General features: G+C 65.8%; 10 protein-coding genes. 8 read left to right on the forward strand and 2 right to left on the reverse strand.

What is annotated here, in order from left to right; genetic code table 11:
- Positions 1 to 36 precede the first annotated feature (36 nt).
- From AC07PE_RS08700 to AC07PE_RS08715, 4 genes are read left to right on the forward strand one after another with little or no spacing between them, the layout of a single operon-like run.
- Positions 37 to 1,200, forward strand: coding sequence for an efflux RND transporter periplasmic adaptor subunit (locus AC07PE_RS08700; protein WP_498763225.1), 1,164 nt, complete (start codon positions 37 to 39; stop codon positions 1,198 to 1,200).
- Positions 1,197 to 2,645 (forward strand): efflux transporter outer membrane subunit, encoded by a 1,449-nt coding sequence (locus AC07PE_RS08705; protein WP_498763227.1) that lies wholly within the window; start codon positions 1,197 to 1,199, stop codon positions 2,643 to 2,645. Before AC07PE_RS08700 ends, AC07PE_RS08705 begins: the two co-directional genes overlap by 4 nt.
- 15 nt (positions 2,646 to 2,660) lie before the next feature.
- On the forward strand, positions 2,661 to 4,886 hold the full coding sequence (locus tag AC07PE_RS08710; RefSeq protein ID WP_498763229.1) for a heparinase II/III domain-containing protein: 2,226 nt from the start codon (positions 2,661 to 2,663) through the stop codon (positions 4,884 to 4,886).
- Between the two features lie 35 nt (positions 4,887 to 4,921).
- Positions 4,922 to 5,569: a TetR/AcrR family transcriptional regulator gene (locus AC07PE_RS08715; RefSeq protein ID WP_498763231.1), complete on the forward strand. Its 648-nt coding sequence runs from the start codon at positions 4,922 to 4,924 to the stop codon at positions 5,567 to 5,569.
- Here AC07PE_RS08715 and AC07PE_RS08720 read toward each other — a convergent pair.
- Positions 5,559 to 6,833, reverse strand: a complete 1,275-nt coding sequence (locus AC07PE_RS08720) for a carbohydrate porin (RefSeq protein WP_498763233.1) — start codon at positions 6,831 to 6,833, stop codon at positions 5,559 to 5,561. The two genes, AC07PE_RS08715 and AC07PE_RS08720, sit on opposite strands and share 11 nt — an antisense overlap.
- Before the next feature lie 14 nt (positions 6,834 to 6,847).
- On the reverse strand, positions 6,848 to 9,277 hold the full coding sequence (locus AC07PE_RS08725; protein WP_498763235.1) for a glucose/quinate/shikimate family membrane-bound PQQ-dependent dehydrogenase: 2,430 nt from the start codon (positions 9,275 to 9,277) through the stop codon (positions 6,848 to 6,850).
- Between the two features lie 167 nt (positions 9,278 to 9,444).
- Here AC07PE_RS08725 and AC07PE_RS08730 point away from each other — a divergent pair, with 167 nt between their 5' ends.
- The 4 genes from AC07PE_RS08730 to AC07PE_RS08745 all read left to right on the forward strand — a co-directional run bounded on the left by AC07PE_RS08730 (position 9,445) and on the right by AC07PE_RS08745 (position 13,121).
- Positions 9,445 to 10,224, forward strand: coding sequence for a hypothetical protein (locus tag AC07PE_RS08730; RefSeq protein ID WP_498763237.1), 780 nt, complete (start codon positions 9,445 to 9,447; stop codon positions 10,222 to 10,224).
- A 349-nt stretch (positions 10,225 to 10,573) separates the two neighbouring features.
- The gene (locus AC07PE_RS08735) at positions 10,574 to 12,154 is read left to right on the forward strand and encodes a flavin monoamine oxidase family protein (protein ID WP_498763239.1); all 1,581 of its coding nucleotides are present in this window, start codon (positions 10,574 to 10,576) and stop codon (positions 12,152 to 12,154) included.
- Complete coding sequence (locus tag AC07PE_RS08740) at positions 12,151 to 12,573, forward strand: c-type cytochrome (RefSeq protein ID WP_498763241.1); 423 nt, start codon at positions 12,151 to 12,153, stop codon at positions 12,571 to 12,573. Before AC07PE_RS08735 ends, AC07PE_RS08740 begins: the two co-directional genes overlap by 4 nt.
- 26 nt (positions 12,574 to 12,599) lie before the next feature.
- Positions 12,600 to 13,121: a RidA family protein gene (locus AC07PE_RS08745; RefSeq protein ID WP_498763243.1), complete on the forward strand. Its 522-nt coding sequence runs from the start codon at positions 12,600 to 12,602 to the stop codon at positions 13,119 to 13,121.
- Positions 13,122 to 13,160: the final 39 nt, after the last annotated feature.

A 13,160-nucleotide genomic window follows, 5' to 3' on the forward strand; every position in this document is an offset into this window, starting at 1 on the left:
TCCATGGCTGCTGAACAACCAGACCGAACACCCCCTATGAGCGCACGCGCAGGCTGCGGATCTTTCCGCAAGACGTCGGCGCTGCTGCTGTCACTGGCCGCCATGCTGAGCACCGGTTCCGCATCAGCTCAAGCGGTCAAGCCTTCACCGCCCGCGGCCTCCACCGCAGCTGCAAAAGTCGACACGGTCACCGTGCGCCGCGGCGACATCCAGGAAACAGTCGATGCAGCCGGCAAGCTCCAGCTCCACAAATGGGCGGATACCCATGCCCAGCTTTCTGGACAAATCAAGGACGTGCAGGTCGCCATCGGTGACACCGTCCAGGCCGGCCAGGTCCTGCTCGAGATCAGCCCGGCCCTGCAGCCTGCCAAAATCGAAAGCAACCGCGCCCGTATGGCCCGGCTGCAGGCGGAGCTGGCCGACCAGCGCGCGCAGCTCGATTTCGCCCAGCTTCAGTTCAAGCGCCAGACCCAGCTCAAAGCGCAGAACGCCACGCGCGAGGAAGCCTTCGAATCGGCGCGCATGAATGCCTCGTCGGCGAGCGCGCGTGTCGATGCGATCGCTGCGCAAATCCAGGAACTCGAAGCGACCGTGAAAATCGACGAAGACCTGCGCCAGCAAACGCAGCTCAAGGCGCCGATGTCCGGCACTGTCGTATCGCTCGCCGCACGGACCGGACAAACGGTCGCCGCCGGGCAGCCGGCTGCGTCGCTGGTCCGCATCGCCGACCTCTCCGACATGACGGTGGCGGCACGGGTTGCGGAAAACGATGTGACGCGTTTGCGGCCCGGCATGGCGGCGAGTTTCACGACCCCCGGCTATCCCGGGAAGCGCTGGTCGGGCAAGCTGCGCCAGGTCCTTCCCACGCCGGTCGACGGCACGGGTGAGCAGGGCAAGCAGGCCTTTTATATTGTCCTGTTCGACGTCAGGAATCAGGATCGCGAACTGATGAGCGGCATGAGTGCGCAGGTGCAGTTCGTCGTCGCGCAGGCGCGCGACACGCTGGTGCTGCCTGCAAACTGCCTCGGTGCGCCCGACGAGGATGGGATGTACAAGGTCTCTGTGCTCGATGCGGCCCAGCATGTCGGCGTCCGCAAGGTGAAAGTCGGCGTGCGCAACGCACAAACGGCACAGATCCTGTCCGGCCTGGCCGCAGGGGACAAGGTCGTCGCCGGCCCGGCTCCCGAGGAAGGCCAATGACGCGGCGCGCCCTGACGCCGGCATTTTTCCGCTGGCCGGCTGCTTCGTCCCTGCTGTCAGGTCTGGTCTGCGCCGTGCTGGCAGGCTGCGCCAGCCGCATGCCGAACCCGGAGCCGCCGCCCAGGGTCGACTTGCCCGCCCATTGGGTGGGGAACGGAAGCGCACATCCTCAAGCGTGGCCCGACAAGGATTGGTGGCAGCGCTTCGGCAGTCCGGAACTGACGCGCCTCGTCGACGAAGGCCAGGCCGGCAATCTGGAACTGGCCGGCGCGCTGGCGCGCGTGAAGCAGGCCGAGGCCGAGGCGCGCATTGCCGGCGTGTCGCTGCTGCCGACTGCGGACTTTTACACCGATGCCATCCGCGCCGTGCCGATCGGCAGCGGCAGTGCCAGCACCGCCGCCGGCAGCAGTCTGCAGGTCTCCTACGAAGCCGATTTCTGGGGCAAGAACAAGGCAGGCGTGGCGTCGGCGGAAGCCTCGCTCGAAGCCAGCAGTTTCGACCGCCAGACCGTGGCATTGACGGTTACCAGCGGCATCGTCGCGACCTATCTGCAGGTGTTGTCGCTGCGCGACCGCCTGGCCGTCGCGCGCGAGCATGTGGCGAACGCCGAGCATGTCCTGGCATTGGTCGAGGTGCAGCGAGGCGCGGGCGCGGCGTCGCCGCTCGACCTGGCGCGCCAGCGCTCCGTCGTGGCGCAGCAGAAGGCGACACTGCCGGAACTGATGCAGCAGGAGCGCGAAGCGCAGGCGGCCCTGGCCATCCTGCTTGGTAAAACGCCGCAGACCTTTTCCGTTGCCCAGAACGGACTGGACACAATTACCTTGCCCGAGGTGTTCCCGGGCTTGCCATCGGAGCTGCTGGCGCGCCGGCCCGATATCCGCCGCGCCGAGGCCACGCTTGCCGCCGCCGATGCCAACGTCGCGGTCGCGCGGGCGAACCTGTTCCCCAGCATTAAGCTCACCGGGGCCCTGGGCGCGCAGAGCAGCGCCTTGCTATCCCTGCTGAACGCGCCCAACCTGCTCGCGAATGTCAGCGCCTCGCTGACCGCGCCGATTTTCGATGGCGGCCGGCTGAAGCGGGAACGCGATCTCGCCATCGCACGCAAGCAGGAACTTGTGCAGGTGTATCGTGCGACCGTCATGTCCGCTTTGTCGGAAGTGGATACGGCGCTGGGCCAGATCCGCAGCCTGGACGAGCAGCGCGGCTTGAAGACGCTCGAGCTGGAAGAGGCGCGCAAGGCCTACGACCTCTCGGAAATCCGATACCGGGCAGGGGCCGAGGACCTGATGACGGTGCTCGATACGCAGCGCGCCTTGTCCGATGTGCAGAACGACATGGGGATCCTGAAACTCAAGCGCCTGCAAGCGACGGTGGCGTTGTACAAGGCGCTCGGCGGCGGATGGAGGGACGGACAAACGGAGCGCCATGGCAAGTCGGCTTCGTGATAAAACGATGAACTTATGAACTCGCATCGAAAGGCAATCGCCGTCGCGGCGGCCCTGTCCTCGCTGCTGTGGCCATTCAGCAGCCATGCCGACTGGGCGCAATTGTCCGATCCGCTGGTCGTCCGGACCACCCCGGCCAACGGCGAGCACCAGCTGCAGAACCCGCCCACCTTCACCTGGGCCCGTTACCCGGGCGCGGCCCGCTACGAGATCCAGATCCTACCGAGGGACGGTTCGCCGATGGGCGCGACCGTGGACCGCACCTGGTACCTGCCGGCCAAAGCCCTGGCCCCGGGCGATTACACCTGGCGCGTGCGTCCTGCCGGCTCGGCCGACTGGTCCAGCCCACGCGCATTTTCGATCGGCGCAAAGTCGGTCATCTTCGAGGTGCCGGACAATGCCGCCCTGCGTGCGCGCATCCTCGACAAAGCGCGGCCACGTTCGCTGCCGTCCTCGTTCGCGCCCTACGCCAGCTGGAGCCCGCAGAAGAAGCGTGACCTCGACCCCTATCTGAGCCGGCTGCTCAACGTGGTCAAGCTGCAGACGGGCGCATTGGCGGACCTGAGCGACGAAAGCTGGCCGCTCGCGATCGCGGCGCCGCTGACTGCGGCAATGGCGGCCCAGCAGAGAGAGGTCGCCAACCGCATCGACGAAACCACGCAGCAGCTGGAAGGGGCTGCCATCCTGTGGCGCCTGAAGAAGGATCCCGCGCACTTGAAAGAGGCGCTCAAGCGCGGCGACCAGCTGGCTGCCCTGAATCCTGCGGGCCCGACCAGCTATGCCAGCCAGGACCAGGCGACCCGCCAGATCGCGCTGTCGCTGGTGAAAGCGGTCGACCTGCTGGCCGACGACCTGGACGCCGAGCGCAAGGCGGCATGGCTGAAGGTGGTGAGCGTGCGCGGCAGCGAGATGTTCAGGGACCTGGCCGCCGGCGGCGGGCGCCTGGATCAGCAACCCTTCGATTCGCACGGCACTACGCTGCTGTCCTACATGGCCCTGATTTCCACGCTGGCGCTGGGTGAGGTGCCGGACGCGCAGAAGTGGTTCGACTTCACGTTCCGCCATTTTGCCGGCGCCGCCGACCCGTGGTCGGGGCCGGAAGGCGGCTACGCCAACGGCACCGCGTATGCCCAGTACGCGGCCGCCTACATGCTCGAACTGTGGGATCCGATACGCGAGGCGACCGGCGTGAACATGTATGCGAAGCCCTGGACAGCGGGCTTCATGGACTTCCTTATCGAGTTCGTACCGCCCGGTGCACCGGTGCATGCCTTCGGCGACGGTTCCGAGACCAGGCCCGATTTCCGTGTGCTGCGGGCGTTTGCGGACCGCGTGGCGACGCCGCACGCCGCCTGGTATGCGGACAAGCTGACGGCGAACGAGGACGCGCTGTCCCGGCTCGAGGCGCCGTACCCGATGTCGGTGGCAGCAAGGCGCAAGAGCAAGCCGCCCAACGCTGTCGGGTTCCAGAGCATCGGCTGGGTGGCCATGCACAGCGACATCGGCGCCAGCGGGGACATGGCCTTCTACTTCAAGTCCAGCCCCTACGGCTCGTTCAGCCACAGCCACGGCGACCAGAACGGATTGCTGCTGACGGTCGCAGGCCAGCCGCTGCTGGTCAAGGCCGGCTGGTACGACTGGTATGGTTCGCCGCGCTGGACCGACTGGTACCACCAGACCAGGTCGCAGAACGCCATCACCTTCGATGGCGGCAAGGGGCAGGTGGTCAGCGGATACCGCGAGCAGCTGCAGCACAACGGGAGCATCGTCCAGTTCACGCCGCGGCCGGACTACGACTACGCGGAAGGCGACGCGACCCCGGCGTATGGCGGCCAGCTGACGCAGGCCCGCCGCCAGGTGGTCTACCTGCATGGCCCGGATGCGATCGTGGTGCGCGACACCCTGTCGGCGTCGGCGCCGCACACCTACGAGTTCAACGTGCACGCGCCCAGCGTGATGAAGATCGAGAGCCCGTCCAGCGTGAAGATTGCGGCCGGCGGCCAGTCCGTTTGCCTGCGCGACCTGAATGACAATGCCCCGTTCGCGAAGTGGAGCGGGCCAAGCCCGAAAAAGGGCGTGACCGAAGACCATGGCGCGTTCTATCTGAAAGCCGATAGCGGGGAGGTGGCGGAATTCCTGGTGCTGCTGGACGTCGGCTGCAAGCGTCCGCGCGTCAGCGTCGATCAATCCGGCAAGCGCCGGACGGTGAAGATTGGCGGGCAGGTTTTCGAATTCGGTTGAGAATTCTGGCGGGCCCTATCGTTTAGAATACCCCGATGAGCAAATCCAGCCGATCGAAAACCGCCACCCCAAATGAGGAAGAAGAGGGCACCCGCGACAAGATCCTGAATGTCGCGCTCCAGGAATTTTCCAGGCGCGGCCTGAGCGGCGCCCGCATCGATGCGATTGCGCTCGAGAGCGGGAGCAACAAGGGGATGATCTACTACTACTTCGGCAGCAAGGAGGGACTGTACGTCGCCGCGCTGGAGGAGAGTTACCGCCGCTTCCGGCAAATCGAAAGCGACTTCCATCTCGAGAGCCTGGCGCCGCTGGACGCCCTGGCCCACCTGGTCGGCGCCAGCTTCGATTTCCATGCCGCGCATCCCGAGTTCATCCGCATGGTGATGAGCGAGAACATCAACCAGGGCGAGTACATCCGCAAGATCCCGGCGCTGCGAGAGATCAACCAGTCCGCCATCACCGTGCTCGACCGCCTGTGCAAGCGCGGCATCGCCGAAGGCGTGTTCCGCGCCGATGTCGATCCGGTCGACCTGCACATGTCGATCAGCGCACTGTCGTTTTACAACGTGTCGAACCGCCACACCTTCAGCTATATCTTCGAGCGCGACCTCGGCGCGCCCGAGGTGCATGCGGCGCGGCGAAAATCGGTCATCGACACGATCGTGCGCGCCGTCAGAAGGTGATTTTCAGCTGGGTGCCGATCGCCAGCGCGTTCTGCGTCTTGCGGTAGCCGAAGGCGCCGGGGTCGACGATGTACTGCAGGTCGGCCCGCACGCCCAGCCAGCGCCGCGGCTGCACACCGTAGCTCAGTTCGACCACGGATTCGCCGGCCGGCAGCGACGCATAGCTGCCGGTATCGGGACTGGAGACAGCGGCGCTCTCGCGCAAGCGCGGATTGACCTGGGCATGCACCAGGCCCAGCGCCAGCGTATCCGCATCCCGGCCCGCAAAGGTGCCGGTCTTGACCAGGCCGGCCGCATGCCAGCGCGTGATCTGGGCCGATGCCCGCGGATTGGCCGTGAACTGGCCGAACACCGAGAGGCCGCGGCCGCCCGCACCCTGGCGCAGGATCATCTGGTCCGCCAGCAGGTAGATGCCGTAGCGTCCGTCCACCGTCCCTGATTCGCCCTGCCGCTTCACGCGCGCCGTATCGTAGAAGACGCCAAGCTTGTAGTGGCCGGGCAGGGCTGCGCCGTGCGGCGCGCTGCCGGGCGCGTATTCCAGCTCCAGCGGCAGCAGCACGCCCGCCGTGCCGGCGGCGAATGGCTTGAACGCGTTGACCTTGTCGCCGAGACGCGGATTGTCCTGATAGACGCCGGTGCGCAGCAGCAGCTCCGGCCCCAGCCTGTAGCGTACCGCCGCGCCCCAGCGCGCATTCGGGTAGTTGTACCAGCCGCTATTGCCCGACATGGAAAGCGGGTGGGCGCAGAAGGCTGCGTTCACCAGCTGGCAGCCGATTGCCATGCCCCCCAGGTCGTTCCCCATCGCGAAAAATCCGAGACGCAGATCGAGCCGGCCGTCCATCAGCTGCTTTTCGATGCTGGCCTCGCTCAGGCGGGTGTAGGGGCCGCCGTAGACTTCCTGGACCGGCAGCCGGTTGCCGATGTAGTCGGCGGACACGCCCGCGCCGCGGCGGTCGTTGATGGTGAGGCGCAGCGTGGCGCCGGACCAGCCGGCGATGCGGTTCATATCGAGGTCCGCACCCAGGCGCAGCTGCTGGGCATAGGTGCTGCCCCGTGCGCGGCCGCCACTGACGTTGGCGAAGGTCTCCGACACGTAATCGCTGCGGAAGCTGACGCCGGCTTCGGCGTAACGGGTCCGCGCGCCGCCCCAGTCGCCGCTCAGGGTGGACGCATCGTCCGCGAATGCGGCTGCCGGCGCCAGCGCCGCCAGGGCCAGCAGCGTGGCGGGGCGCCAGATGCGCTGGCGCTCGAATCGATTCTTCACTTGCATTCCCGGCCTCACTTCAGCGCGTAGGCGATGACGTAGTCGCCGCGGTCCTGCGACTGGCGCGCGCCGCCGGCCGAGATCAGCACGTACTGCTTGCCGGTCTTCGGCGATACATAGCTCATTGGCCCGCCCTGGCTGCCCACCGGCAGGCGCGCTTTCCAGACTTCCTTGCCGGTCGCGCTGTCGAATGCGCGCAGGTAGTAGTCCTGGGTGCCGGCGATGAAGACCAGGCCGCCCTGGGTCGCCAGGGTCCCGCCCAGCGTCGGCATCCCGATCGGCATTGGCATGCGCATCTTGACGCCGAGCGGACCGGTGTCCTGCACGGTACCGACCGGCACCTGCCACAGCACTTTTTGCGTCTTCAGATCCACTGCAGACAGCGTGCCGAAGGGCGGCTTCTGGCAGGGAATGCCGAGCGGCGACATGAAGCGGTTCTTGTTGACCGCATAGGGCGTGCCTTTCAGCGGCACCGCGCCCATGCCGGTGTTGACCGCTTCGCCGCCGTTGCCGGCGGGGCCGGCCTCAAGCTTCTGCGGGATCATCTGCACCCACAGGCCGAGGCGCATGTCGTTGACGAAGATGAGGTGCTGGTGCGGATCGATGGAGAGGCTGCCCCAGTTCATGCCACCCAGCGAACCGGGGAAGCTCAGGGACACGTCGGTACCCGGCGCCGTGAACAGACCTTCGTAGCGCATGGACTTGAAGCTGATGCGGCACATGAGCTGGTCGAACGGGGTCGCGCCCCACATATCCGATTCCTTCAGGGTCTCTGCACCGATCTGCGGCATGCCGCTTGAAAACGGCTGCGTCGCGGCGTACTGCTCCTTCATGATGCCGGCGGTCTTCACCGGACGCTCCTCGACGCGCGTGAGCGGCTTGCCCGTCATGCGGTCGAGGACGAAGAGTTGGCCGGACTTCGAGCCGAACACGACGGCGGGGGTGCTCGAACCGTCCTGTTGCGGAAAGTCGACCAGGCTTGGCTGCATCGGCACATCGAAGTCCCACAGGTCGTTATGCACGGTCTGGTAGACCCATTTCTGCTTGCCCGTCGTCGCGTCCAGAGCGAGGATGGACGTCGCATAGCGATGATCCAGCGGCGTGCGATTGCCGCCCCACAGGTCCACCGAGGAACTGCCCATCGGGATGAACACGGTATTCATCGTGGCGTCGTAGGACATCGGCGCCCACGAATTCGGCGTGCTGCGGGCATAGGTCTGGCCCGGCTGCAGGCGCGCGGTCGGATCGTCGCGGCCGGGATCGAAGGCCCAGCGCATCTGACCCGTGACGACATCGAAGCCGCGCAGCACGCCGCCCGGCATGTCGATCTGCACGTTGTCCGCTACACGGCCGCCAACCACCACGGTCGTGCCGGCGATGGTGGGCGCCGAGGTCAGCTGGTACTTCGGATCCTCCGCACTCCCCAGTCCCGCCTTCAGGTCGACGAAGCCGCCCTTGCCGAAGCCTTCGCACATGGCGCCGGTGTCGGCGTCGATCGCAACGAGGCGGGCGTCGATGGTATTCATCAGGAGGCGGCGCAGGCAGTTTGCGCCGGCAGGGAGGGAAGGGACCGGAACCGGCGTGGCGCCGGCGGCGCTGGGCTGCTGGAGCGGCTGGGTCGCATCGAAATAGGCCAGGCCGCGGCAGCGGTTCCACACCTGGGACCGGGCGTTGATGTCGCGCTCCCAGATCTTCTTGCCGCTGTCCGCGTCGACTGCGATCACGTTGTTATGCGGCGTGCACAAGTAGACGCGGTCGCCGATCTGAAGCGGGGTCTCCTGGTCTTCCGCACCGTTGCCGGTCGGGCTGATCGGGGTATCGCCGGTATGGAAGGTCCACGCGACCTGCAGATTCTTCACGTTGTCGCGCGTGATCTGGTCGAGCGCGACGAAGCGGCTGCCGCCGGGCGTGTTGCCGTAGCTGCTCCAGTTCTTCTGCTCCTCGCCTTTCGCGACCGGCACCAGCGGCGTGGGCCTGCCTTCGAAGGCGACGGTCGGGTGCGGCGTGAACATGCCGGCGAAGGTGGCGGCCATGCCGACCGCGAGCAGCGCGGCCAGGGCATAGGCGCCTTTGTTCGCCGGTCTTCCGGTGTCGACCCTGCGCAGCGCCGGCCACGCGAGCAGCGCAAGCACCATCAAGCCGGTCGGCAGCATGAGACGCGAAACGAGCGGCCAGAAATCGAAGCCGACCTCGGTCAGCGCCCAAAGCAGGGTGCCGACAAATGCCACGCCATAGACGATGACCGCGGACGACTTCAGCCGTATGAACTGTATGGCCGAAGCCACGATGACGAGACCTGCGATCAGGAAGTAGGGACTCCCATGCAAGGCCACCAGTTTCGCGCCGCCGACGGCGAAGAACAGGCCGGTGGCCAGCAATACGAGTCCGAGCAATACACACCCGGCCTTCAGTGCGACTGAAGGGCGGGTTTCACTTGTAGTCATTTGAAAATTCTCCGAGAACGAATCCTGCATCGAAGCGGTGACAGGCACGGCCGAACAAGCCGCAAAACGAATTATAACTAACTAGTTGGTTAATTGCTGGCGCCGCGTTGGGCAGTGGCCCGATCCTTGCATGAGCTCAGCTATCCGAACGTGTCAGGGAGCCAATGATGTTTCTGCCAAATGATGTCATTCAGTACACGGATCCGGCGCGCGCGCTGCGCGTCCTATGGGTCGAAGCCCAGGCCGGCATCGTCCATCTATTCGTACTCGGGGGCGCCCGCAAGGTGCCCGAGCCTGTCCCGATACATGTGTTGACCGGCGACGTACGCAGTGGCCGTGCGCGCTTGCTGCTGCAGGATCCTTATGCCGCGGCGCCGGCGCCGGCGGTGCTTCCCCAAAAGCAGCGTGATATGCAGGCGCGCGCCTGGCGCATCGTCGTCGAGCTGCAATCCCAGGCCCCGGCTCTGTATTACCCGCGCGAACGCGCCGCCATGGTGGCGCGCAGCGCCGACGAACATGGCGTCTCGCGTGCCAGCGTGCTTCGCTGGCTGCGCCGCTTCTGGGAGCGGGGACAAAACCAGAATGCACTCCTGCCCGACTATGCGAACTCCGGCGCCCGGGGGAAGACGCGCACTGCCAACAGCGGCGTCAAGCGCGGCCGCCCGCGCAAGTCGGGTAGCTACCAGGGCCTGAACGTCGACGACGCGACGCGGGCCGTCTTCAGGGCTGCCGTTGCGCGTTATCGCGCTGCGCATCCCGGCGCCGGTTTCGTGCGCCGCGCTGCTTATCGCCAGATGCTCGACGAGTTTTATAAAGGCGCTCCCTCGTCGCAGACGCCCAGTTTTGGCCAGTTCAACTACTGGCTCGATAAGGATGAGGCGCCAAGCACGAGCAGGAAGCAAATGCCGGTGACTTACCCCAGGTTCGTTGCGGTGCAGCATACCTAGTGCCCGCAGCCAATCCAGTGCAGTGCGAACCAGCATGGTGCGGCGCACCAAATCACCGACAGGGCAGCCGGGGCACAAAGCGAAAAACAAAGTTTTGCTGCCGAAAATAAAGTCTGCTCTTTGAGGAATGCCGGCCAGGCGGTGAACGCCCATGCCGCAAGGGATGGAAACCGGCGCTGGAAAACTTTATTTTGCCAAACGAGCTTACTCCAAACTTACGTTCTTGAAAGGTAAAGACAAACTTTATTTTAATCGTCAAAAAGTCGTAACTACCTCATTTAGCTGGCACAGGTATTGCTGAAGCATAAGCGTAGGCAGAAGTGTTTCGGCAATAACAGATGAGGTGCGAATGAATCGTTTCAGTCCGTCGCTGACCCGACGAGAGTTCCTTTTCCGCGCCGCCGCCGTCGGCGGCTCGGCACTCCTACTCAACACCATGAACGCCTGGGGCATGGGCATTGCGTCGACGGCGAATGCCCCGCCCGCACTCTCCGGCAGCGGCAAGGGCAAGAAAATCGCGATCCTTGGCGCCGGCCTGGCCGGCATGACCGCGGCCTGGGAGCTGTCCAAGCTGGGCTACCAGGTCGAGGTGCTGGAAGCGCGGCATTTCGCCGGCGGACGCTGCCAGACGGCCCGCAAGGGTTTTCAGCTGCAGGAACTGGGGGGCGAGGCACAGGCTTGCCGGTTCGACGAGGGCCTGTACATCAACCACGGCCCCTGGCGCATTCCGCTCGACCACCAGTCCACGCTGTATTACACCAGGCAGTTCGAGGTCCCGCTCGAAGTCATGGTCAACGATAACGACCACGCCTGGGTCTACATGGAGGACGCAGGGCCGTTCTCGAAAAAGCGCCTTCGGCAGGAACAGGTCAAGGCCGACATGCGCGGCCACGTGGCGGAACTGCTGGCCAAGTCGGTCCAGTCGAAACAGCTCGATGCCCGGCTCACCGCCGACGACCAGGTACTGCTGCTGGACTACCTGGCCCACGAAGGCGCATTGAGCACCAAGGATCTCGTCTACAAGGGCCGCAACGGCGCCGGCTACGCGGTCAATCCCGGCGCGGGACTCAAGCCCGGACGGCTCACCGATCCACTGGGTTTTCACGACCTGCTGAGTGCCAAGGTGGGAAAGATCTACAGCGCCGTCCAGGAATTCCCGATGCACGCGACGATGTTCCAGCCGGTCGGCGGCATGGACCGCATCGCGCAGGCGTTTGCGAAGCGCCTGGGCAGGAAGATCCGTTATGGCCAGGAAGTCCAGACCATCCGCCAGGCGCCCGACAAGGTCAGCATCACGGTCAAGGACACGGCCAGCGGCAAGCTGTCGACCGTGAGCGCCGATTACGTGCTGTGCACGATCCCGCTGTCGGTGCTGCGCACCATCGACGCCGACTTCTCGGACAAGTTCAAGGGCGCGCTGAAAGCGGTGTCGTATGCACCGGTGGGGAAGATCGGCCTGCAGATGAAGCGCCGCTTCTGGGAAGAGGATGACCAGATCTATGGCGGCCATGTACTGACCGACATGAAGGGCATCAACACGATCTCGCTGCCTTCGTCCGGCTGGCAACAGAAGAAGGGCGTGGTGCTGGGCTACTACCACTACGCGCTGGACGCGATCGAAGCCAGCGCACTGACGCCCGCCGAACGCGCCGAGTTCGCGGTGGCCGCCGGCGAAAAGATCTTCCCTGCCTACCGCGACGCCTACGAAAACGCGTTCTCCGTGGCCTGGCACCGCGTCCAGTACAACCTGGGCGGATGGGCCGAATGGGACGACGCCGGCCGCAAGAACGCCTATCCGGTCCTGCTCGAGGGCGAGGGCAGGGTCATGCTCGCGGGCGAGCACCTGAGCTACCTGACCGGCTGGCAGGCCGGCGCCATCGAATCGGCCTGGCAGCAGATCGAACAACTCCACAAGAGGGCAAGCGCATGAGACTCCGATCCATCCTGATCGCGCTGGCGCTGAGCGGCGCCGGCATGGCCCCGGCGACTGCCGACGCCCAGGCCACGGCTTCGCAGGCGCCGGACGGCAAGACCCTGTTTGCGAAGAACTGCGCCGCCTGTCACCAGGCCAGCGGCAAAGGCATACCCGGCGCTTTTCCCGCGCTTGCCGGCAACGGCTTCGTCCAGGGCGCGCCTTCGGACGTCTCGACCGTCCTGCTCAAGGGCCGCGGCGGCATGCCCGATTTTTCCGGCAGCCTCGACGACGTCGAAATCGCCCAGGTGCTGAGCTATGTGCGCAGCAGTTGGGGCAACGCTGCGGCGCCGCTGTCGCCGGACGAGGTGGCGGCACAGCGCGCCAGTCTCGGCGTGGCGCCGGCCACTCACGGCCGCTTCGGCAACAAGCACTGACCATCCACCATCGAGAAAGAGCATCCATGACGTCTTCCCACACTGTCCGGCGCCTTGCCGCGCTGTCCCTCGTGCCGCTGCTGGTGGCTGTCCAGGCGCCCGCCGCCGCCGCGCCCGGCGAGGCCATCGTGCGCCACAAGATCCCGAACTCCGACTTCCCCATTGCCCAGGCCGTGACGCTGCCGGCAGGGACCACGATCCACTTCATCAGCGGCCAAGTGCCGCCCGCCGTCAGCAAGACCGCCGACCAGAATTCGCTCGCCGCCTTCGGCGACACCAAGACCCAGACCGTGGGCGTGCTCAACAAGATCCAGGACATCCTGAAGGGCATGGGGCTGGGCATGGGCGACGTGGTCAAGATGCAGGTCTTCCTGGTCGGCGATCCCGCCAGGAACGGCAAGGCCGACGTCGCCGGCTTCATGGAGGGCTATACCCAGTTCTTCGGCGGACCTCAGCCCAACCTGCCGGCGCGCGCCGTGGTGCAGGTGGCCGGCCTGTCGAATCCGGGCTGGCTGGTGGAGATCGAGGTCGTCGCCGCCAGGAAGTAAGCCAGCCCTTGCAAGGCCATCAGAACAATCCGTTTTGCA

This window comes from Telluria sp. GW821-FHT07G12 (genome assembly GCF_059418525.1).

Coding starts and splice junctions, on each gene's coding strand:
- AC07PE_RS08705 (WP_498763227.1), top strand. CDS start 1,197: ATGACGCGGCGCGCCCTGACGCCGGCATTTTTCCGCTGGCCGGCTGCT.
- AC07PE_RS08710 (WP_498763229.1), top strand. CDS start 2,661: ATGAACTCGCATCGAAAGGCAATCGCCGTCGCGGCGGCCCTGTCCTCG.
- AC07PE_RS08700 (WP_498763225.1), top strand. CDS start 37: ATGAGCGCACGCGCAGGCTGCGGATCTTTCCGCAAGACGTCGGCGCTG.
- AC07PE_RS08745 (WP_498763243.1), top strand. CDS start 12,600: ATGACGTCTTCCCACACTGTCCGGCGCCTTGCCGCGCTGTCCCTCGTG.
- AC07PE_RS08715 (WP_498763231.1), top strand. CDS start 4,922: ATGAGCAAATCCAGCCGATCGAAAACCGCCACCCCAAATGAGGAAGAA.
- AC07PE_RS08730 (WP_498763237.1), top strand. CDS start 9,445: ATGTTTCTGCCAAATGATGTCATTCAGTACACGGATCCGGCGCGCGCG.
- AC07PE_RS08725 (WP_498763235.1), bottom strand. CDS start 9,277: ATGACTACAAGTGAAACCCGCCCTTCAGTCGCACTGAAGGCCGGGTGT.
- AC07PE_RS08735 (WP_498763239.1), top strand. CDS start 10,574: ATGAATCGTTTCAGTCCGTCGCTGACCCGACGAGAGTTCCTTTTCCGC.
- AC07PE_RS08740 (WP_498763241.1), top strand. CDS start 12,151: ATGAGACTCCGATCCATCCTGATCGCGCTGGCGCTGAGCGGCGCCGGC.